At 70.6% G+C, this 21,861-nt stretch carries 16 protein-coding genes, 1 pseudogene and 1 riboswitch; of the genes and pseudogenes, 10 read left to right on the top strand and 7 right to left on the bottom strand.

Annotation, left to right across the window (positions count from 1 at the left end; translation table 11 throughout):
• Positions 1-181: 181 nt before the first annotated feature.
• A complete protein-coding gene (locus tag OVA15_RS11575; protein WP_006215757.1) occupies positions 182-1,396 on the top strand; it encodes an NAD-dependent epimerase/dehydratase family protein in 1,215 nt (404 codons plus the stop codon).
• A 5-nt stretch (positions 1,397-1,401) separates the two neighbouring features.
• Positions 1,402-2,628: a glycosyltransferase family 4 protein gene (locus tag OVA15_RS11570; protein ID WP_268145109.1), complete on the top strand. Its 1,227-nt coding sequence runs from the start codon at positions 1,402-1,404 to the stop codon at positions 2,626-2,628.
• Between the two features lie 9 nt (positions 2,629-2,637).
• On the opposite strand, the gene OVA15_RS11565 is transcribed toward OVA15_RS11570, so the two are convergent.
• Entirely contained in the window at positions 2,638-4,407 is a 1,770-nt protein-coding gene (locus tag OVA15_RS11565; RefSeq protein ID WP_053446744.1) for an alpha/beta-hydrolase family protein, read from the bottom strand.
• 190 nt (positions 4,408-4,597) lie between these two features.
• Here OVA15_RS11565 and OVA15_RS11560 point away from each other — a divergent pair, with 190 nt between their 5' ends.
• On the top strand, positions 4,598-5,599 hold the full coding sequence (locus tag OVA15_RS11560; RefSeq protein ID WP_268145107.1) for a hypothetical protein: 1,002 nt from the start codon (positions 4,598-4,600) through the stop codon (positions 5,597-5,599).
• Positions 5,600-5,658: 59 nt separating this feature from the next.
• Here the strand turns inward: OVA15_RS11560 and OVA15_RS11555 are convergent, their stop codons facing one another.
• The 6 genes from OVA15_RS11555 to OVA15_RS11530 form a co-directional block, all read right to left on the bottom strand.
• A complete protein-coding gene (locus tag OVA15_RS11555; RefSeq protein ID WP_268145105.1) occupies positions 5,659-6,717 on the bottom strand; it encodes a hemolysin family protein in 1,059 nt (352 codons plus the stop codon).
• Positions 6,717-8,195, bottom strand: a complete 1,479-nt coding sequence (locus tag OVA15_RS11550) for a hemolysin family protein (RefSeq protein ID WP_268145103.1) — start codon at positions 8,193-8,195, stop codon at positions 6,717-6,719. Before OVA15_RS11550 ends, OVA15_RS11555 begins: the two co-directional genes overlap by 1 nt.
• Before the next feature lie 369 nt (positions 8,196-8,564).
• Entirely contained in the window at positions 8,565-9,248 is a 684-nt protein-coding gene (locus OVA15_RS11545) for a C40 family peptidase (RefSeq protein ID WP_268145101.1), read from the bottom strand.
• A 1-nt stretch (position 9,249) separates the two neighbouring features.
• A riboswitch (cyclic di-AMP (ydaO/yuaA leader) is annotated at positions 9,250-9,420 on the bottom strand.
• Between the two features lie 306 nt (positions 9,421-9,726).
• Positions 9,727-10,269 carry a hypothetical protein gene (locus tag OVA15_RS11540; protein WP_053446740.1) on the bottom strand — a complete coding sequence of 181 codons (543 nt, stop codon included), beginning with the start codon at positions 10,267-10,269 and terminating at the stop codon, positions 9,727-9,729.
• Positions 10,270-10,440: 171 nt separating this feature from the next.
• Positions 10,441-11,118: a FadR/GntR family transcriptional regulator gene (locus tag OVA15_RS11535; RefSeq protein ID WP_082331060.1), complete on the bottom strand. Its 678-nt coding sequence runs from the start codon at positions 11,116-11,118 to the stop codon at positions 10,441-10,443.
• Positions 11,119-11,186: 68 nt separating this feature from the next.
• Positions 11,187-12,857 carry an L-lactate permease gene (locus OVA15_RS11530; protein WP_268145098.1) on the bottom strand — a complete coding sequence of 557 codons (1,671 nt, stop codon included), beginning with the start codon at positions 12,855-12,857 and terminating at the stop codon, positions 11,187-11,189.
• Positions 12,858-13,027: 170 nt separating this feature from the next.
• On the opposite strand from OVA15_RS11530, the pseudogene OVA15_RS11525 reads away from it, so the two are divergent.
• The 7 genes and pseudogenes from OVA15_RS11525 to OVA15_RS11495 all read left to right on the top strand — a co-directional run bounded on the left by OVA15_RS11525 (position 13,028) and on the right by OVA15_RS11495 (position 21,842).
• Positions 13,028-13,887, top strand: a pseudogene (locus OVA15_RS11525) ((Fe-S)-binding protein).
• Complete coding sequence (locus OVA15_RS11520; RefSeq protein WP_206390406.1) at positions 13,884-15,827, top strand: LutB/LldF family L-lactate oxidation iron-sulfur protein; 1,944 nt, start codon at positions 13,884-13,886, stop codon at positions 15,825-15,827. The pseudogene OVA15_RS11525 and the gene OVA15_RS11520 overlap by 4 nt, the downstream one beginning before the upstream one ends.
• On the top strand, positions 15,824-16,468 hold the full coding sequence (locus tag OVA15_RS11515) for a LutC/YkgG family protein (RefSeq protein ID WP_006215647.1): 645 nt from the start codon (positions 15,824-15,826) through the stop codon (positions 16,466-16,468). Before OVA15_RS11520 ends, OVA15_RS11515 begins: the two co-directional genes overlap by 4 nt.
• A gap of 115 nt (positions 16,469-16,583) precedes the next feature.
• On the top strand, positions 16,584-17,081 hold the full coding sequence (locus OVA15_RS11510) for a glutathione peroxidase (RefSeq protein ID WP_268145093.1): 498 nt from the start codon (positions 16,584-16,586) through the stop codon (positions 17,079-17,081).
• Between the two features lie 10 nt (positions 17,082-17,091).
• The gene (locus tag OVA15_RS11505) at positions 17,092-18,720 is read left to right on the top strand and encodes an AbgT family transporter (RefSeq protein ID WP_268145091.1); all 1,629 of its coding nucleotides are present in this window, start codon (positions 17,092-17,094) and stop codon (positions 18,718-18,720) included.
• Between the two features lie 918 nt (positions 18,721-19,638).
• Positions 19,639-20,796, top strand: coding sequence for an ABC transporter ATP-binding protein (locus tag OVA15_RS11500; RefSeq protein WP_268145089.1), 1,158 nt, complete (start codon positions 19,639-19,641; stop codon positions 20,794-20,796).
• Complete coding sequence (locus OVA15_RS11495) at positions 20,796-21,842, top strand: NAD(P)-dependent alcohol dehydrogenase (protein WP_206390410.1); 1,047 nt, start codon at positions 20,796-20,798, stop codon at positions 21,840-21,842. Before OVA15_RS11500 ends, OVA15_RS11495 begins: the two co-directional genes overlap by 1 nt.
• The last annotated feature ends 19 nt before the right edge of the window (positions 21,843-21,861 follow it).

Raw genomic sequence — 21,861 nt, 5'->3', positions numbered from 1 at the left:
ATCAGGAGGTCCCCTCCCGCGGGCAGCTCGGGCGCACCAGCCCTCGCATGCCGCTCGTTCACCGTCGGTTCATTCCGGGGTTGCAGGGTGGACGACGACCTTCTACAGCACCAGCCCGCTCGGCTCGGCGTCGTGATCCTTCCGATCCCCGCGCCGAGAGGCGCACGGAAACGGAGATGACGTGAAGATTGCGATCCTCGGCGGCGACGGATTCTGCGGCTGGCCTGCCGCCCTGCACCTCTCGGAGAGAGGTCACGACGTCATCACCGTGGACAACATGTCGCGCCGTCGGATCGACGACGAGCTCGGCGCGCAGTCGCTGACCCCGATCCGCCCGCTCGTCGAGCGCCTGCGCGCCTGGACCGAGGTCTCCGGCAAGGTCATCGAGCACCGCCACCTCGATGTCGCCGAGGACTACGAGGGCCTGCTGCAGCTGATCAGCGAGGACCAGCCGGACGCCGTCGTGCACTTCGCCGAGCAGCGCGCGGCGCCGTACTCCATGAAGAGCTCGCGCACCAAGCGCTACACCGTGGACAACAACGTGTCGGCCACGCACAACCTGCTCGCGGCGATCGTCGAGTCCGAGCGCGACGTCCACGTGGTCCACCTGGGCACCATGGGCGTCTACGGCTACGGCACCGCCGGGATGAAGATCCCCGAGGGCTACCTGGATGTAGAGATCCCGCACGAGGAGCAGGAGCCGATCCAGCAGCAGATCCTGTACCCGACCAACCCGGGCTCGATCTACCACATGACCAAGTCGCTGGATCAGCTGCTCTTCGCGTTCTACGCCAAGAACGACCAGCTGCGGATCACCGACCTGCACCAGGGCATCATCTGGGGCACCACGACCGCCGAGACCCAGCGCGACGAGCGGCTGATCAACCGCTTCGACTACGACGGCGACTACGGCACGGTGCTCAACCGCTTCCTCATGCAGGCGGCGGTGGGCTACCCGCTGACGGTCCACGGCACCGGCGGGCAGACCCGCGCGTTCATCCACGTCCAGGACATGGTGCGCTGCGTCGAGCTGGCCCTCGAGAACTCCCCGGCCCCCGGCGAGCGCGTCAAGATCCTCAACCAGATGACCGAGACGCACCGCGTCCGCGACCTGGCCGAGCTGATCGCCCGCATCTCCGGGGCCGCCGTGGAGATGGTGCCGAACCCGCGCCAGGAGTCGGCGGAGAACGAGCTGCACGTCACCAACGACACCTTCCTGGAACTCGGCCTGCAGCCGACCACCCTGTCCGAGGGCCTGCTGCACGAGGTCGAGGAGACCGCCAAGCGCTACGCCCACCGTGCGGACCTCTCCAAGATCCCCGCGCGCTCGCTGTGGAACCGGCGCACCCGGGCCGGTGTCCCGGCTTCCGTGGCCCACGAGTCGCAGGGCAGCTGAGCAGCTTGCGCATCGCGCTGTTCACCGAGGTCTTCCTGCCGAAGATCGACGGCGTCGTCACCCGCATCATGCGGACCATGGAGCAGCTGGAGCAGCTCGGCCACGAGGTCGAGGTCTTCGCTCCGGGGCACCCGCCGACGCAGTACGCCGGGCACCGCGTGCACAGCGTCCGCTCGCTGTCGTTCAAGCCCTGGTACCCCGAGATCAGGGTGGGCCTGCCCACCGGGCGCATCGCGACCCGGATGGCCGAGTTCGAACCGGACATCGTCCACGCCGTGAACCCGGTGTGGCTCTCGGCCTACGGCGTGCTCTCGGCTCGCCGGCGCAACCTGCCGCTGCTGGCCTCGTTCCACACGGACGTCCCGCACTACACGGAGGCCCTGGGCCTGAACCTGCTGCGGCACCCGTCGGAGTCGTGGATCCGGTGGCTGCACAACCAGGCCGAGCTGAACCTGTGCACCTCCGGTCCCATGGTGGAACGGGCCCGGACGGTCGGCATCCAGGATGTCGACCTGTGGCCCAAGGGCGTCGACACCGTGGCCTACACGCCCGAGAACGCGGACCGCGCCATGCGCGAGCGGCTCAGCGACGGGCACCCCGAGGCCCCGCTGATCGTCTACGTGGGGCGCGTCTCCAAGGAGAAGAACCTCGACGAGCTGCTCGAGCCGATCCGCCGCCTGCCCCGGGCGCGCTTGGCGATCGTGGGCTCCGGACCGCACAAGGAGGCGCTGCAGGAGCAGTTCGCCGGGACGAACACCGTGTTCACCGGGTACATGTCCGGTCTCGAGCTCGCCCAGGCCTACGCCTCCGCGGACGTCTTCGCCTTCCCGTCGCGCTCCGAGACCCTCGGCCTGGTGGCCCTGGAGGCCTTCGCCTCCGGCGTCCCCGTGGTCGGCGCGCGTGCCGGCGGCATCCCCTTCGTGATCGACGAGGGAGTGACCGGGCACCTGGTGGAGCCCGGGAACGCCGACCAGCTCACCGAGGCGCTGCGGGGTCTGCTCGAGGACCCGCAGCGCCGTGCGCGGATGGCCCAGGCCGCCCGCGACGAGGCGCTCAAGCACTCCTGGAGGGCCTCGACGGAGGCCCTGGTGGACTTCTACACCGAGGCGATCGAGCGCCACTGGCGCGATCACGTGCCGGCCGGTCCCATGCTCAAGCTCGTGGGCGCCGCCGATCAGCGCGCTCTGCGGCTGCCCCCTGCCATCCGGAAGTACACCGACCTGCTGCCCTGAGCCGCCCGCTCAGTGCGGGCGCACGCGCGAGGCGATCCTGGCGATGACGGCCTGCTCCTGGGCCGCACTGAGCTCGATGCCCAGCACCCATGCCCACGCTCGGACCTGCTCGCCGTGGTAGCTGTGCCCGTGGCCGCCGGGGATCTCTATCGAGCGCGGCATGTCGGTGGTGATCTGCCAGAACGTCACCCAGGGCAGCCAGCGCAGCGTCGTGATGACGTCGGGGGCGGGGCGACGGCGCAGCTCCTCGATCCAGTCGAACCGCCGCCAGATCAGCGCCGGGGACCACCACACCACGGGATCTGAGGCATGCTGCAGGTAGGCGATCCGCGGACGCCGCCACGGTCCGTACGGGGCTCCCGAGGGATCCAGATCGAGGTCCTGGGGCCGATTCGCGAAGCGCACGTGCGCCCCGCTGCGGTACACGGGCAGGATCTCGGTGCTGCCCTCGTCCCGATCCGCCACGATCCGCGACCACAGCCGAGTGGCCCGCGGCGTGCCGGACCACACGGCGCCATCGACCGACGACAGCATCTCGTGGATGCTGGCGAAGGCGCCGTGCCCGCCATAGGCCCCGAGCGACTCCCCCGCCGCGAACAGCCGGGGCCGCCGCTGCTGGGCAGGGAGGCTGTCGAGCTCCCGGCGCACGCGCTCGAAGAGGACGCGGCCGGCGCGTCGGGCACCCTGCCGATCCACCACGAAGGCGAGTCCCGACGGCGCGAATGAGTACTGCAGGGTGGCGCTCGCGCAGTCGCCGCCGGTCAGGTACTCGACGCTCGCCGGGGTCCAGTCCTGGATCCAGCCCGTCCCCGTGCCGGTGAGCAGCACGAGCACGCCGCGCTCGAACGCTCCGGTGCGGTGCAGCTCGGCCACCACGGCATCGGCGGCGTCCTCGAGGCTGTCATGGGCGATCTTGCCGGCGAAGACACGGATCGGCTCCCGGTGCTGCCCGGCAGCGGTCTGCGGGCTGAGCCGCAGGCGCTCGAGATCCGCCGCCCGAGGCCCGTCGGCCACGAAGGCCTGTCCGTGCGTGCCCAGGACGTCATAGGACTCGCTCGAGCCCGGCCCGCCCGAGCGCTCGGGCTCCGCGGGACGACGGCGGCCGTCGGCCCAGCGGCGATTGGCGATCGTTGCGCGGCGAACCATGCGCCGGGCGATCTGCGCGATCAGCAGGCGGTTGGTCAGCGCCACCGCACCGAGGCCGGCGACCGAGGCCAGGCCCGGGCCCACGAGATCCCGGGAGATGAAGCGCACGCCGCCTGCGACCGTGGAGCGGATCCAGTGCATGACCCAGCCGAAGGCCACGCCCCCGAGCCACCACGACGTGCCCACGGCGTAGCCGATCACATGGGCTCGCGGGCCGCCGTCGCGGGTCTCGACGAGCTCGGAGGTCCGCCGCTGCGCCCCCGCCGAGCGAGCCAGAGCCGCCGCGGTGACCGCCGACGCCCCGCCGATCAGCGCCGCCGTCAGGGGGTGCAGCCGCCCACGGCGTCGGGCGGGATCCGTGCGGCTGCGGAAGTCGGCGGCCGCACGCCGGATGCCCGGTGTGGGGCGCTCGCCCAGCCGCAGCCCGAGGTTGTGCAGGCCGACTCCCAGGGCGTAGCCGCCCAGCTGGTTCGTGGCCACCGAGGCAGCGGTCATCCACCAGGTCCGGGGCACGAGCGACGGGGACAGGGACACCCAGGACGCCCCGAGACCCAGCACCAGGCCGGCGCGGTTGAACCATGGCTGTCGGACGTCTCCCGGGCGGTGGATCGGAGGGCGGAACGAGTAGCGCACCCGGCCATCCTATGGATCCCGGCCCCTCTTGAGGGGCGGCGTAACCTCCGGCGCGACGGTCGCGGCAGCTGCCTGGATGCGATGGAGTGGATTCAGCGGGACATCACCCCACTGCCAGGCGGCACCCGTATCCTCGGTCGCGAGCACCGGATCCCGAACGTGCACAGCACGACTCCCCGAAAGGCCCCGCATGTCCCGCAGGCACCTGACACTGGCCCTCACGGTCCCGCTGCTCGTCGGGCTCCTGGCCGGGTGCGGCTCCGATGAGGAGTCCGGCGCGGCCTCCGGCGAGGCCCCCGCGCGCTCCGGCGAGCCGACAGAGCGCTCGGAGCAGCTGCGCACCGATCTGACCAGCACCTGCCTGGCCGACGGCACCGCAGAGGGCCGGCAGACCCCTGAGCTCGCATGGCTGGACGCAGCCCCCGGTGCCTCGGACCGCGACGTCCTCCAGGCAGCCGTGGACGGCGCCGAGAAGGATCTGGACCTGACGGCGAGCATGGGCGTCCGGGTGTCCGGCGGCGAGAACACCACCGCGGGCGGGGAGCGCACGTATCCCTCGGCGAGCCTTTCGAAGGTCCCCGTGGCCCTCGCCTATCTGACGACTCTGCGTGAATCCGGCCAGGAGCCCACGGAACAGGACCTCGCCCTGATCGATACCGCCCTGGTCTACAGCGACAACGACGCCGCCTCCCAGCTCTACGGCGGGCTCGGCGCGACCCCGCTCGAGCAGCAGGCGGCGCTGCAGGAGATGGACGACCTCCTCGGCATGGACAACGGAGCCGAGACCGACTTGCCGGGGCTGAATCCCACCTCCGTCGACGACCAGCTCAGGCTGCTCGCCGCCCTGCAGGACCCGCCCGAGGGGCTGGACGGGGACGACGTCAGCACCGTCACCGAGCTCATGGCCGTGCCCGCCCCCGGGCGGCAGACGCCGGACGAGTCCAAGGACTTCGGCGTCGGCTCCCTCGCTCTGCCGCTGGAGGACCCGGCCGCCGACGACGTGCACGTGAAGAACGGCTGGATCGCCGACGACGACTCCGGGCTCTGGAGCGCGGGCACGGCCGGATACGCCACAGTGCAGGGCACCGATCTGGAGATGGTGGTCCTGCTCGAGGACGCCCCCAGCGCCGAGTGCGGCTTCAGCGCCCTGGACGCCATGGCCCACGCGGGCATGCAGACGGCCGGGAGCTGACAGCTCCCGGCCGCTCGCTGGGGACCTCCCCGGCCCCGCCCGGACTGGGCAGAGAAGGATCAGGCGGTCTCCGGCGTGGTGGCGTCGCGGACCTCGCCCACGAGCTCCTCGAGGACGTCCTCGAGCGCCACGATCGCCCGCTGGTTCTGGCCGCCGTCCCCGCTCGACTCCACGAGCGCCAGGTGCGCCTGCGTGGCCTGCATACGGCGCATGACGGCCTGCAGCTTGGCGTCCTCTGGCACCCGGCCCAGCGAGTGCACGATCGAGGCGTCGAAGACCTCATCGCGCGCCTCAGCGGGCACCGCCAGGATGTCCTTGGTGTGGATGTAGCCCTCCAGGCTGCCGTCGCTGCCCACCACGGGGAAGCGGGAGAAGCCCGTCTCCACGCACAGCTGCTCGATCTGCGCCGGAGTGGCGTCGACGGACACGGTGCGGATCTGATCGAAGGGGATCGCCACGTCCGAGGCGGTGAGCCGTTCGAACTCCAGCGCTCCGGTCAGCAGCCTGATCTCGTCGGGATCCAGCAGGCCCTCGCGGCCGGACTCCTCCACGAAGCCGGCCACCTCCACGGAGGTGAAGGTGGAGGAGACCTCGTCCTTGGGCACGGCGCGCAGCACATGGCGCACCACCAGGTTGGCGGTCTCGTTCATCAGCCAGATGAACGGACGCAGCACGATCACGAAGACCCGCAGCACGGGCCCCAGCAGCAGCGCCGAAGCCGCCGGCTGAGCAATCGAGATGTTCTTGGGGACCATCTCGCCGATCACCATGTGCAGGAAGGTCACGATGACCAGCGCGATCACCAGGGCGATCGGGTGGATCAGGAACTCGGGCACGCCGACGGCCTCGAACACCGGCTCGATCATGGCCGCGATCGCGGGCTCGCCGACGGAGCCGATGAGCAGCGAGCAGGCGGTGATGCCGAGCTGGGTCGCGGCCAGGGACGTGGAGACGTCCTCGATGCCCTTCAGCGCCATGCGGGCGCCGCGGGAGCCGTCGGCGGCGCGCGGCTCGAGCTGATCACGGCGGGCCGAGACCATGGCGAACTCGGCGCCCACGAAGTAGGCGTTGCCGAGCAGCAGCAGGATCAGGATGAGAATCGCACCGAAGCCGTCCATCAGCGCTCACCCCCGTCCTTGAGCGCGGTGTCGAGGCCGGCGTCCTGGTTCTCGGCCATGCCGTCCTCCTCGACCGTCTCGTAGCGGACGGGCTCCTCATCGGGGTCGTCGTCGTCCTCGGGCTCCTGGGCGAGCCGGACCACGACCACGCGCTCGACCCGGTACTGATCCATCTTGGCCACCTTGAGCGAGAGCCGCGCCTTGATGGGGAGGTCGTCCTCGTCCTTGTGCTCGCGATCGGTGCACTCGAGCTGGACCTGGTCCCCGACCTCGGGCATGCGATCAAGCATCTCGGCGATCAGTCCGCCGATGGTGTCGGTCTCCTCGCCCTCGGGGACGTCGAGCTTGACGATGTCGCCGAGCTCGTCCGGGCGCAGCAGGCCGGCGACGACGATCGAGCCGTCGCGGCGCCTGCGGTACTTGGCCAGGGTGGTGTCCTGCTCGTCGTCGATCTCGCCGACGATCTCCTCGATCAGGTCCTCGAGCGTCACGATCCCGGCGGTGCCGCCGTACTCGTCGACCACGATCGCCATCTGCAGGCCGGGCTGACGCAGCTCGCGCATCAGCGGATCCAGCGTCATGGATTCGGACACGGCCTCCACGGGGTGGGCGATCTCCCGAGCGGCGGTCGTGCGGCGCTGGTCAAAGGGCACCGCCAGCGCGTGCTTGAAGTGCACGACGCCCACGATGTCGTCCACGGACTCGCCCATCACCGGGAATCGGGAGTGGCCTGTGGAGGCGGCGAGCTCGAGCAGCTCGGCCACGGTCTCCTCCTCGACGAAGTTCACGCGCGGGCGCGGCGTCATCACATCCGCGGCCGTGCGGTGGCCGAACTCGATCGAGCGGGCCACGAGCTCCGCCGTGGCGGCATCGAGCGTGCCCTCCTCCCCGGAGCGGGAGACGACGGCGGCCAGCTCCTGGGAGCTGCGGGCGTTGGCGACCTCCTCGCGGGGGTCGAAGCCCAGCCAGCGCAGGATCTGGTTGGCCGAGGCGTTGAGCAGGCTCACCAGCCAGCCGAAGACGAACATGAAGACGTTCTGCGGGCGGACCACGAGGTCCGCGACCTTCGAGGGCTCGGCGATGGCCCAGTTCTTGGGGACCAGCTCGCCGAAGACCATCTGCACGAACGTGACGATGATGAACGCACCCGTGGTGCCGGCGAAGGCGACGACATGCTCGGGCAGACCGGTGATGCCGAACAGCGAGCTCAGCAGCACGCCCACCGACGGGGCCGTGAGGTAGCCGGCGATCAGGCTCGTGACCGTGATGCCGAGCTGCGCGCCGGAGAGGTTCGTGGACGTCCGGCTCAGAGCCCTGTCCAGTGCTTCGGCCTTGCGGTCGCCGGCCTGGATCCGGGCGCGGATCTCGTTGCGGTTGATCGTCAGGTAGGAGAACTCGACCGCGACGAACAGCGCGTTGCCGAGCACCAGCAGCAGGAGGACGACCAGCAGGACGAGGGCTGCGACGAGGGGGCTCACCTGCGCCTCACCGCCCAGAGGTCGTTCGAGGCTCGATCAGGACGGGACAGGCAGCGGGGCGAGTGCCCGGCGGCGGAAGCGCTACTTCGATACTCCGCATCATCCGAGCTCATGGCCCGGTGGGTATCGGGGGCGCCCCAGGTGGTGTCTGAAGGCATGGGATTCAGTGTAAGGGGTCGTGTCACGGGTACGGGAGCATCTGTGCGCAGCGCCGCACGGGCGCCGTCGTCGGACAGCTGGGCGGGTGCGGGCGCTGCGCGTGTGCGCAGACGCCCGTGGGCGGCGGACCCGGAAGGTCCGCCGCCCACGGGCGGTGCGATCACTCAGCCCTCTCTCCGAGAGGCTGCTCGATCAGAGTCGCTGTGCGGCTCAGAAGGAGGCGTAGTAATCGGTCGACATGGCCGAGACGGCGTGCACCTGGGTGCCCTGGCTCGGGTTCAGGGCCGAGATCATCTGGCCGTTGCCCAGGTAGATTCCGACGTGCGAGCCGCCGTTCTGGATGACCAGGTCGCCCGGCTGCGGGTTGGAGGTCGGGGTCCCGGCAGCGCCCTGCGCAGCCGCGGTGCGGGGCAGGTCGATGCCGTTCTGGGCGTAGACGTACTGGACGAAGCCGGAGCAGTCCCAGCCGGACGGGGTGTCGCCGCCATAGACGTAGCCGGCGCCCTGGTAGGACATGGCGGTGCCGGTGATGCCCGAGGTCGAAGCCGAGGCCGAGCTCGAGGCGGACGAGCCGACCGACTGGGTCGAGACGTCGTTCGAGTCGGCGGAGGCCGAGGAGGCGGCCGGAGCCGACGAGGCCGCCGGAGCCGACGAGGTGGCGGTCGAGCCGCTGCCGTAGGTGTAGGTGGTGTTGCCGGAGGCGTCGATGGCCCAAGAGTAGTTCCAGCCGGCGGCGGAAGCGGCGCTGGCGTCGAAACCGACCGAGGAGGCGGGCTGGACGCCGGTGATGGTCGGCGCAGCGGCGGATGCCGGAGCGATGGTGGCGGCGGCGGCGAAGCCGGCGACCGCGAGGCCGAGACCGGTGCGACGGGCGGCGATGGTGATGTTCTGCATGGCTTTTCCTCCAGTGTGCCTACGGGGTGAGCTGTCGGGTGCGGATCCGACGGATCCGGCCGAGGCTCGGAATGGGTGGACAGCCTCGGCTTCACCCCGAGGCCCGCATGTTCTCGCGAGCCGGGAAGTGGGTCCCCCGTTCCTGCCAGGTCCGTTTCGGGATCTTCACCGGGCGGCAGCAGGATGCGGCGATCCGCCCGGGAGCGCCGCCCGTCCGAGCGGCACGAGAAGAACAGTAACGAACAGGTCACGGTTTGTCACGGGAAAATAACGTGACGGCATCCACAACCACCCCTCGCAGCCCGCCTCGGGCACAACGAAGGCCCCGCATCTTCCAGCGTCACCCCAGGTCAGATGGGGTATGCCGAGATCGATGCGGGGCTTTCGCATGAGACCCGCCACAGTTGAGCAGTGTCGTGATCCAGCGGCAGATCACCGTGAGGTCACGGTCGGATCACCGCCGGTCAGCTGCCAGAGCTCACCAGGTGCCCCAGGAGGAGTCCTCGGTGGACTCGTCCCACTCGTTCTCCCAGAAGTCCACGTTCTGGCCCTCGGGGCTGTCGGCGTAGCCCTCGGTGGTCTCATCCCACGAGTAGCCGAACGAGGAGTCGAAGAGGTCCGAGGAGTACCCCTTGGCGTCCTCGGAGTAGCGCTCGGCGTGACGCTCGGTCACGCGGTCGCCGAAGTAGGTGTTGTAGTAGTTGTCGGCGTCCTGCTCCGTGATCTCGTTCCAGGACTCAGCCTTGGACTCGGACTGGACGTTCTTGGTGCGCAGCGGATCGGCGCCGGTGCGCTCGTACTGCGACTCGACCTTGCGCTCGGAGAAGCTGTCCGAGTAGACGTCCGAGAACTTGTAGTCGCCCTGGGTGGTGGTGCGCTCGGAGTAGAAGCGCTCGCTCGAGGTGGTGGTGACCGTGCGGCCGGTCTCGGTCGGGGCCGGGGCGGCCATGGCCGGAGCGGCGGAGGCGGCTCCCAGGCCGATCAGGAGGGCAGAGGCGGTCAGGACGGAAGTGCGACGCATGGTGGTGGTCTCCTCGATGTCGTCGTTGGGGGCGTTCGCTGCGGATCAGCGGCCCCGAGGCGGACATCTCCCAGCTCACACCATGGTGATGACCTGGAGGAAGACGACGGCCCACATTTCCTCCCTCGGACGTTCACCCCGCATTCACCTGGGGCGATGTCCGCGCAGCGCTCAGGAGGCGACCGCCGCCTGGAAGTCGAGGATGTGCTCGCGCAGCAGCTCGGCCGCGGCCGCATGATCGCCGCGGGTGGCGGCCTCGAGGATCTCCCAGTGCTGCGCCTGCAGCCGACGCCGCAGCTTCGGCCAGTCCTCGATCCGTGCCACACCCTCGGCCACATAGCCGACCACTGCCGTGCGCAGCGATGTCAGCATGGTCACCATCACGACGTTGCCGGACAGCTCGCCGAGGGTCACGTGGAACTCCGCGTCGAGGGCGTGGAAGAGCTCCTCGGACACGCCTTCGTCCATGCGCTGCAGGATCTGCCGCGCTCGGCCGCAGATCTCATCGCGCACCGCAGGGTCGGACCTGCCCGCACTTTGCATGGACTGGGTCTCCAGCAGGACGCGCATGTCGACGATGTCGGCCATGGGCAGCGCCTGCGTGGCCACGTGCATCCGCAGGGCCCAGGCCAGGGCGTGCGACGGCTCGGACACGACAGTGGCCCCGGACCGGGGCCCCGAGCCCACCTCGCTGGAGACCAGGCCGAGGGCATCGAGCACGCGGATGCCCTCGCGCACGGAGGCCCGCGAGATCTCGAAAAGCTCCGCCAGGGCCCTCTCGGCCGGCAGCTTGTCGCCCACCGAGAGCTCGCCCTCGCGCAGCCGGCCCTCGACCCATTCGAGGACCACCGAGTGCGCGGCGCCCCGGGGGCGATGCGCCCCCGGGGCGAGTGCTCGCAGCCGAGCCTGCGCGTCCGTCACTGGACCGGCAGCATCCAGGCCAGGACGTTGGACTGCAGGAAGACCAGCAGGCACAGCGCCAGCAGCATGCCCACGGACCAGGGAAGCACCTTCTTGAAGATCTCCGACTCCTTGCCCGGCATGCTCACCGCGGTGGCGGCGATGGCCAGGGACTGAGGCGAGATCATCTTGCCGACCACGCCGCCGGTCGTGTTCGAGGCGACCATGAGCGCGGGATCCAGCCCGGCGCCCTCGGCGGCCGTCTGCTGGAGGTTGGAGAACAGCGCATTGGCCGAGGTGTCCGACCCGGTCACTGCGGTGCCGACCCAGCCGAGCACCGGGGAGAAGAACGCGAAGGCCGCGCCCAGCCCGGCCACGAACGTGCCGATCGCCAGGGTCTGCCCGGAGAAGTTCATGACGTAGGCCAGGGCCAGCACAGAGACGATCGTCAGCGCGGAGAACCGCATCTTGTACATGCAGGCCGCGATCTCCCGCAGCCCCTTGCCGATCGTCATGGGGAAGCGGCCGCCGTGCGTGAACACGGAGTAGATCACCGTGACGAGCAGCCCGGTGATCAGCAGCAGGGTGCCCGGCGAGGACAGCCACTGGAAGGAGTAGACCGTCGCAGCGATCGGCTCTCCGGCGGCGTTGACCAGATGGCCGTCCAGCCCCGGCCAGGGGATCTTGACGTCGGTCGCGGCCAGGGCGGCGGGGATGTCGACCCCTGTGGTCCACAGCTTGGCGATGCCGAAGACCACGACCACCAGGACATAGGGCAGCACGGCCATCCACACACGGGCCGGGGTCAGCTCGGAGACGGAGTCCGTGTGCTCGATGCCCAGGCGGTCCTTGGCCTCCAGGGCACCGCGGGGGCGCCAGAAGCGCAGCAGCACGACAGCTGCGGCCAGGCCCACGAGGGCGGCGACGACGTCGGTGAGCTCATAGGAGAAGTGCACGGAGGTCCACCACTGGGCCACGGCGAACGAGCCGCCGATGACCAGGGCCGCCGGCCAGGCATCGCGCACGCCGCGCATGCCGTCGATCATCAGCAGCAGGAACATGGGGACCACGAGCGCGAAGAACGGGGCCTGGTGCCCGACGATCGCGCCGATGTGCGCGGCGTCGATGCCGGTCAGGCGCCCGGCGGTGGTGATCGGGATGGCCACGGCGCCGAAGGCGACCGGGGCGGTGTTGGCGATCAGCACGACGGTGGCGGTCTTCAGCGGCTTGAGCCCGATCGCCATGATCATGGTGGCCGTGATGGCCACGGGGGCGCCGAAGCCAGCGAGCGCCTCGAGGAGGCCGCCGAAGCAGAAGGCGATGAGGATCGCCTGGATGCGGACGTCGCCGCCGCCGATCGAGTCGAAGATCGAGCGCATGTCCTCGAACCGCCCGGCCGCGACGGTCACCTGGTAGAACCACAGTGCCATCACGACGATCCATACGATCGGGAACAGGCCGAAGGCCGCTCCCTGGGTGGCCGTCAGCAGCGCCAGGCCGGCGGGCATGCCGAAGCCGAGCACGGCGGCCAGCAGCGCCGAGGCCAGGGCGATCAGGCCCGAGAGCCAGGCGCTGCGCTTGAGCCCGACCAGGCAGATGAAGAAGACGACGAGCGGGACCAGACCGACGAGGGCAGAGAGGCCGAGACTGCCGCCGACGGCGTCCACCTGAGCTGTGTAGGTGTCCACGAGGACCTCCGGAGAGTGAGAGGAAGGAGGGGACTGACGGGATCGACAGCGGTCTCCGGTGCGACGGGAGTCACGTTTCAGGTATGGTCTGACCACACGATCCTGACGAGACTGTACATGATGCGCATCACATCGCGGTCGCGTCAGGAGAAGAGCATCCGGGAGGGCCCATGAGGATCGCACTGTTCGCCACCTGCATCGTCGATGCGATGTACCCCAAGGTCGCGCTGGCCACCGTCCGCGTGCTGGAGCGCCTCGGCCACGAGGTGATCTTCCCGCCGGGGCAGGGCTGCTGCTCCCAGATGCACGTCAACAGCGGCTACATCGACGGCGCGCTGCCCGTCGTGCGCAACCACGTCGAGGCGTTCACCGCCGCCGACTACGACGTCGCGGTCGCCCCGTCCGGCTCCTGCGTGGCCTCCCTGGGCCACCAGCAGCCGATGATCGCCCGGGAGTGCGGCGACGAGGCCCTGGCCCAGCGCGCCGAGGAGGTCGCCGGCCGGACCTACGAGCTCTCCGAGCTGCTGACCGACGTCCTCGGTGTCACGGATGCCGGCGCCCAGCTCGGATCGTGGTTCCCGCACCGGATCACCTACCACCCGTCGTGCCACGGCCTGCGCCTGCTCGGACTGGGCGATCGACCGACCCGGCTGCTCTCCTCCGTCCAGGACCTCGAGCTGGTCGAGCTGCCCGACGCCTACGAGTGCTGCGGCTTCGGCGGCACGTTCTCCTTCAAGAACCCGGATGTCTCCGGCGCCATGGCCGAGGCCAAGCTGCGCAGCATCGAGCGCACGGACACCGAGCTGTGCGCCGGCGGCGACGCCTCGTGCCTGCTGCACCTGTCGGGAGCCGCGCACCGCCGCAGGACGCCGGTGCGCACCGTCCACCTGGCCGAGATCCTGGCCTCCACCCGCCAGAACCCCTCGAGCTCGACGACATCGCCGAGCTTTCGATCCCGCAGGGCACGGCGTCGATCGGCCCGCGCGCCGAGGCCTCCGCCGTCGAGACCGCTGAAGGAGCCGCACGATGACCGCCGTCCAGCTCGGCATGCCGTCCATGCCGCCCGCCTACGGAGTGGGCAACCTCTACGAGGAGTCCCCCTTCCCCGCCCACGCGCGCGACGAGCTGCGCGATGAGCAGATGCGCGCCAACATCGGCCACGCGACCCACACCATCCGCGCCAAGCGCAACCGCGTCGTCGGGGAGCTGCCGGACTGGGAGGAGCTGCGCGACGCCGGCGCGGCCGTCAAGCAGGAGGTCGCCGCGCGCATGCCCGAGCTGCTCGAGCAGTTCGAGGCCAACGTGACCGCCCGCGGCGGCATCGTGCACTGGGCCCGCGACGCCGAGGAGGCCAATCGCATCGTCACCGACCTCGTGCGGGCCAAGGGCGTCGACGAGGTCATCAAGGTCAAGTCGATGGCCACCCAGGAGATGGGCCTCAACGAGCACCTGGACTCCGAGGGCATCCGCGCGATCGAGACCGACCTGGCGGAGCTGATCGTGCAGCTCGGCGAGGACAAGCCGTCGCACATCCTGGTCCCGGCCATCCACAAGAACCGCGACCAGATCCGCGAGATCTTCTCCCGGAAGATGCCCGGGCTGACCCGCGAGCTGACCGACGAGCCCGCCGTGCTGGCCGAGGCCTCCCGGCGCTACCTGCGCGAGAAGTTCCTGGACTCCACCGTGGCGATCTCCGGGGCGAACTTCGGCATCGCCGAGTCCGGCACCCTCACGGTGGTGGAGTCCGAGGGCAACGGGCGCATGTGCCTGACCCTGCCGGAGACCCTGATCACCGTCATGGGCGTCGAGAAGCTGCTGCCGCGGTTCTCCGACCTCGAGGTCTTCACCCAGCTGCTGCCGCGCTCCTCGACCGGCGAGCGCATGAACCCCTACACCTCCATGTGGACCGGGGTGACCGAGGGCGACGGGCCGCAGGAGTTCCACCTGATCCTGATGGACAACGGGCGCTCGGCCGTGCTGTCGGACCCGGCGGGCCGCGACGCCCTGCGCTGCATCCGCTGCTCCGCCTGCCTCAACGTCTGCCCGGTCTACGAGCACGCGGGCGGCCACGCCTACGGCTCCGTCTACCCCGGGCCCATCGGAGCGATCCTCTCCCCGCAGCTCACGGGCGTGGCCGCCGCGGAGAACGACTCGCTGCCGTACGCGTCGTCGCTGTGCGGGCGCTGCTACGAGGTGTGCCCCGTGAAGATCGACATCCCGTCGATCCTGGTCCACCTGCGCGACGAGGACGTGCGCACCAAGCACGGCGAGCGCCGCCGGGAGGAGAAGACGCAGCGGGAGACGGCCGAGCGCTACGAGGCGCTCGTGCTGGATCAGCACGCGCACAATCCCGAGGCCAGCCAGCGCCACGCCATGCCCGAGACCCCCCAGGCGGGCTCGGCCGGCTCGGCCGGGGCCTTCCTGCGCCGGGCCGTGGCCCGGACGCAGGGGGCCATGCCCTCGCAGATGGACATGCTCATGCGCGCCGCCGGCCTGGCGATGTCCTCGGGCACCCGGATGCGCCTGGCGGAGAAGGCCCTGCCCCTGGGGCGGGCCGCCGTCAGGCCCATGGGCGGGCTGAGCTGGATGCCCGGCGTGCTGGGCGGCTGGACGCAGCAGCGCGACATCCCCGTGATGCCGCGCGAGTCCTTCCGCAGCTGGTGGCAGGACAACGAGGAGGATGCGCAGCAGCGTCGGCGCGCGGATCTGGGCGACAGCGCCCCGGCCTCCGCCCCGCAGCCCCGCCCCGTCGAGGGCCCCTCCCTGGCCGGGCGCACCGAGGACGGCGCCGCCTGGGGCTCGACCGCCCAGGCCGTGCGCGCCCGCCGCTCCGGCGACGCCCGCCCGCCGCGCCCCCAGGAGGGCGATGTCGTGGGCAGCCAGCTCAGCGAGCGCACCGTGGGCGACCCCGCCGATCTGACCTTCGGCATCGACCGCCGCAGCACCGACCGGAACCAGGAGCAGGCATGAGCGCCGCATCGCAGTCCGAGGCACGCACGGAGATCCTGGCCCGCATCCGGGCCTCGATCGCCGACTCCCCCGCGGCTCCGCCGATCCCGCGGGGCTACCGCCGCCGCTCCGAGCTCACCCGGGAGCAGATCGTCGACATGCTCGAGGACCGGCTGATCGACTACAAGGCCGAGGTCCACCGGGAGGACCTGTCCTCCCTGCCGGGGCGCCTGGCCGAGCTGCTGGGCGAGAGCTCCGTGCTCGTGCCGGAGGGCCTGGAGGAGTCCTGGCTGCCGCAGTCCCTGAACCGGGTCCGCGACGAAGGCCCGGACGGCGCTCCCCTGACGGCGCGGGGACTCGCCCAGATCGATGCGCTGGTCAGCTCCTCGACCGTCTCGTGCGCCGAGACCGGCACGATCTTCCTCACCTCCGCCCCCGATGAAGGCCGCCGCGCGCTGAGCCTGGTGCCCGATCACCACGTGTGCATCGTCGGGCTGGACACGGTGGTCGAGCTGATCCCCGAGGCCTTCGAGCGGATCGGCCCGGACCGCCCGATCACCATGATCTCGGGGCCCTCCGCGACCTCGGACATCGAGCTGGAGCGCGTCGAGGGCGTGCACGGCCCGCGTCAGCTGGACGTGATCCTGCTCGATCGCAGCTGAGCCCGCAGCCCGCTCCGTCACTTCCGCAGGCGAAGGACGGGGCGGGCTCGCCCGCTGCTGTGGGGCCGGCTGAACGTCGAAGGCCTCGTCTCGGGGCAGATCCTCAGGAGAACCCTTGACCACGTTCCACGACTTCAGCGCCGACACCATCGTCGGCTCGCAGGACGTCTTCGACCGCTTCGCCGGTCAGGTCGTGCTGGTCGTCAACACCGCCAGCGAGTGCGGGCTGACGTCGCAGTACGACGTCCTGCAGAAGCTGCAGGACGAGTACAAGGACCGCGGCTTCACCGTGCTCGGCTTCCCGTGCAACCAGTTCGGCGGGCAGGAGCCCGGCGATGAGGAGCAGATCCAGCAGTTCTGCCGCACCGAGTTCTCCGTGGACTTCCCCCTGTACAAGAAGGTGGAGGTGAACGGGATCGACACGCACCCGCTGTGGGCCTGGCTCAAGTCCGAGAAGCAGGGCGAGGACGGCGCGGACATCGAGTGGAACTTCGCCAAGTTCCTGATCGACGGCGACGGCCGCGTGGTCGAGCGCTACGCGCCCCAGACCACCCCGGAGCAGCTGCGCGGCGACATCGAGCAGCTGCTGAGCTCGGACGCCGAGCAGGGCTGAGCCCCCGTCGATGTCCCAGGCCTCGAGCGCGCCCCGCGATGATGAGACCCCGGCCGGCCGCGGCCCCCTGATCCAGGGCGGGCCGCTCGGCCGGGTCCTGGGCGCGATCGAGATGATCGGCAATCGCCTGCCGCATCCGTTCTGGCTGTTCATCCTCCTCGCCTTCCTGATCGTCCCGCTCTCGGAGCTGCTCGCCCGCCTGGGCGCCAGCGCGGTGGATCCGACCACCGGCGAGACCGTGGCCGTGACGAGCCTGGCCGACGCCGAGGGGATGCGCCGGATCGTCGGCGGCATCGTGCCGAACATCGTCGAGTTCCCGCCGCTGGGCGTGGTGCTCGTCGTGATGCTGGGCGTGGCGGTGGCCGACGGCGCCGGACTGATCAACACCGCCCTGCGGGTGGTCGTGGCCAAGGTTTCCGCGCGGTGGCTGACCTTCGTCCTGGCGCTGGCCGGCGTCACCGGCTCGATCGCCTCCGATGCGATCACGGTGGTGCTCATCCCGCTGGGCGCCGCCGCGTTCAAGGCGGCGGGCCGCTCGGCGGTGCTGGGCGCCGTCGTCGCGTTCGCCTCGGCCTCGGCGGGGTTCAACGCCTCGCTCGTGGTGAACCTGACCGACCCCCTGCTGGGCGGCATCTCGACGTCGGCGGCCCAGCTCGTGGACCCCGAGTACCAGGTCTCCCCCATCGCCAACTACTACTTCTCGGCGGCCTCCGCCGTGGTGCTCGCCCTGCTCATCACCTTCGTGACCGAGCGCGTGCTGACCCGGATGACGGCCCGGATCCACGCCGCGGAGCTGGCCGCCGAGCGCGACGGCACCGCCGAGACCCCCGACGATGGCGACGACCGCCCGCAGATCTCCCAGGAGAACCTGCGCAGCTATCAGCCACAGGAGATCCGCGGGCTGAAGTGGGCGGGCATCGCGACCGTCGCGTACGTGGCGCTGTACTTCCTGGCGCTGCTGCTGCCGTTCTTGCCGCTGCGCGGGGTCGAGGAGACCGGCGCCCTGAGCTCCGTGCTGATCACCGACATCTCAGGGCCGATCGCCCTGCTGTTCCTGGTCGCGGGCACGGCCTACGGCATCCCCGCCGGGAGCATCCGCAGGCTGGCCGACATCCCCGAGCTCATGGCCCGCGGCATCCGCGACATCGCAGCGCTGCTGGTCCTGCTGGCCGCGGCGGCGCAGTTCATCGCCTTCTTCACCTGGACCGACATGGGCACCGTGATCGCGATCAGCGGCTCGAGCCTGCTCGAGGCCGCCGGTCTGCCGCTGCCGGTGCTGTTCTTCAGCGTCGTGGCGATCGTGGCCGTGCTGAACCTCTTCCTGACCTCGGGATCGGCGCTGTACACGCTCGTTGCGCCCGTGATCGTGCCCATGTTCATGTACCTGGGCGTGAATCCGGAGACCACGCAGATGCTGTACCGGATCGGCGACTCCGCGTTCAACATCATTACGCCGCTCAACGCGTTCTTCGCCCTGACCCTAGGTGTGGTCCAGCAGCGGCTCCCACGAGCCGGGATCGGCACGCTGATGTCCCTGCTGCTGCCGTTCGCGATCTCGATCCTGGTGGTGTGGTTCCTGTTCTTCCTGCTGTGGTGGAGCCTCGGGATCCCGCTGGGTCCGGGAGCGCCGGCGGCCTGAGCCCCGCCCACCCGATCGGCGGCGCGAGATGAGGAACGGGCCGGGTCTCGTGAGGATCGCGACCCGGCCCGTTCATCGCCCGGAGCCGGCCGGATCCGGAGGGTCCGGGACGCCTCGAGCGGGTCTGCCCACCCGTTGCCCGAGGCGTCCCGGAGTGTGCACCAGCCGGTCTCTGCCCACCGGGAGGTGCGATGCGCCGCGGCCCACCAGCCGCAGCACCCGATCCGCATCCGCCCCTCTGACTGCCCATCAGGAGGAGCTCGATGCGCTCGGCGGCCCCGCCCGCCAGGACGTTCGCACCGAGTGACCGGGAGGGCCATTGCGAGCTCTCACAGTGAAGACCGGCTCAGGCCCGGATCGTGACGCGGTTCTCGAGAAGTTACTCCAGCGCTGCCGAGCGGGCCGGACATGGCGAAGGCCGCCCTCGGGGGAAGGGCGGCCTTCGTGCTGGGGCCGGGACGTCCGGGGAGGCACTGCCCTGCCTCCACCCGGACGTCCCGGGATTCCAGGGTCTCGGACTCTGCCCACCCGATCCCCTGCTCGGTGCAGCGACTGCCCGTCGCCGCACCCGGTCCTCCCCTGCGCCGTGACTGCCCATCAGCGGCTGCTTCGAGGCGGACCGTGAGGCCCTCCCGCCAGGGGAGGACCGGCATCTCTCCGCACCGGTGGTGCAAGAGCTCTCACGAGCTCTCACGGTGAAGACCCCGACCGGACCGGATCGTGACGCGGTTTCGTCGGAAGATTCTCAAGATTCTTCTCCGCGGTCCCGACGACGCCTGCGATCGGCCCGAGATCACGCCCCGGACAGGGGTGACGGCTCATCTGGGCCGGTGTACTCTCACAGTTGTATGTGTGCCATCTCACATGCTTCCACGGATCGTCCGGCACGTACCTGCCGGGAAGAGAGCGAGAACCGCCATGGCGACTGTTTCGTATGACCGCGTGACCTGTCAGTACCCCGGAGCCGAGAGCCCCTCGGTCTCCGAGCTCAGCCTGGACATCGCCGACGGCGAGTTCCTGGTGCTCGTAGGCCCGTCCGGCTGCGGCAAGTCCACGACCCTGCGCATGCTGGCGGGACTCGAGGACGTCACCCGCGGCTCGATCCTGATCGGCGATCAGGACGTCACCGACGTCGACCCCCGCGACCGCGACATCGCCATGGTCTTCCAGAACTACGCCCTCTACCCCCACATGACCGTGGCTGAGAACATGGGCTTCGCGCTGAAGATCGCCAAGGTCCCCGCCGACGAGCGCCGGGCCAAAGTCGAAGAAGCCGCCAAGATCCTCGACCTCACCGAGTACCTGGACCGCAAGCCCAAGAACCTCTCGGGCGGACAGCGCCAGCGCGTGGCCATGGGCCGCGCCATCGTGCGCTCCCCCAAGGTCTTTCTCATGGACGAGCCGCTGTCCAACCTGGATGCCAAGCTGCGCGTCCAGACCCGCACCCAGATCGCCTCCCTCACCCGACGCCTGGGCGTCACCACCGTCTATGTCACCCACGATCAGACCGAGGCCATGACCATGGGCGATCGCGTGGCCGTGCTCAAGGGCGGCAAGCTCATGCAGGTCGACTCGCCGGCCAACCTCTACGACCGCCCGGCCAACGAGTTCGTGGCCGGCTTCATCGGCTCCCCGGCCATGAACCTGCTGCGCAGCGCCCCGGATGACCAGGGCGTGCTGGCACTGGGCACCACCCGTCTCCAGCTCACCGACGCCCAGCGCCAGGCCCTCACCGGCTCCGAGGTCACCGTGGGCATCCGCCCCGAGAACCTCTCACTGGCCCCGGAGGGCGAAGGCATCCCCGTGAGCGTCCAGGCGGTCGAGGAGCTCGGCGCCGACGCCTACATCTACAGCTCGCTGGCCCCGGTCACCGCGGCCAACACCGTGGTGACCACGCACTCCTCCGCCGCGGAGGAGGAGATCGCCGAGGAGGACCAGGCCACCGAGGGCATCACGATCCGCACCGGCGGGCGCTCCGCGGTCAAGGTCGGCGACACCATCTGGACCGTCCCCGCCGTCGATCGCCTCCACCTGTTCGACACCGCCACCGGCCAGCGCCTCCCTGACGCTCGCTGATGTCCGTCGACGAGATCCGCGAGATCCCCGATTCCATGCGCGCCAGCGTGCTGCACGGGATCGGGGATCTCGCCGTGGAGCAGCGCCCCGTCCCGCAGCCCGGCCCCGGTGAGGTCCTTGTCCGCGTGCTGAGCGTGGGGGTCTGCGGGTCGGACACACACTACTACGAGCACGGCCGCATCGGCCCCTTCGCGGTGGAGGGCTCCCTGGTCCTCGGCCACGAGCCGTCCGGGCGCGTGGTCGGGCTGGGGCCGGGCACCGATCCGTCGCTTCTGGGCGCCCGGGTATCGCTGGAGCCGGGCATCCCCGAGCCGTTCTCGCCGCAGACGCTGGCCGGGCGGTACAACCTGGATCCGGCGGTGCGCTTCTTCGCCACGCCTCCCGTGGACGGGGTGTTCAGCGAGTACGCCGTGCACCCGGCGGCGTTCTGCCACCGCGTGCCGGATTCGGTCTCGGATGACGCCGCCGCACTGCTCGAGCCGCTGTCCGTGGGCATCGCCGCATCGCGGGCCGCTCACGTCCGCCTGGGCTCGCGCGTGCTCGTGGCCGGAGCCGGGCCCATCGGCCTGCTGGCGGCCGCGTGCGCAGAGGCCGCCGGAGCCGTCGAGGTGGCCATGACGGACATGCGCGAGGACCGGCTCGAGGTCGCCGCCTCCTGGGGCGCCTCGCGCACCTGGGCCGCCGGCTGCGCCCCGGAGCCGGACAGCGCGGACGGCGGCGGCTTCGACGCCTTCATCGACGCGACGGGCGCTGAGCCCGCCGTGCTCGACGGACTGCACCGCCTGGCTCCGGCCGGGCGCGCCGTTCTGGTCGGCATGGGCGCGGACACCCTGGCTCTGCCCGTCCCGCTCGTGCAGAACCGCGAGCTCGTGGTCACCGGGACGTTCCGCTATGCCGGGACGTGGCCCACCGCGGTGGCCATGGCCGCCTCGGGTGCGGTGGACCTGGACTCGCTCGTCACGAGCGTCCACGGCCTCGACGACGTCGAGGCCGCCCTCACCGCGGCCCGCACCCCCGGTGCGCTCAAGGCGGTCGTGCGCCCCTGACCCGCACCGCACGGAGGTC

Origin of the sequence: Kocuria sp. SL71, assembly GCF_026672465.1 — a bacterium.
Taxonomy (GTDB): domain Bacteria; phylum Actinomycetota; class Actinomycetes; order Actinomycetales; family Micrococcaceae; genus Kocuria; species Kocuria palustris.
The sequence above is the reverse complement of the archived record's forward strand: the minus strand, read 5'-3'. Positions and strand labels throughout refer to the sequence as shown.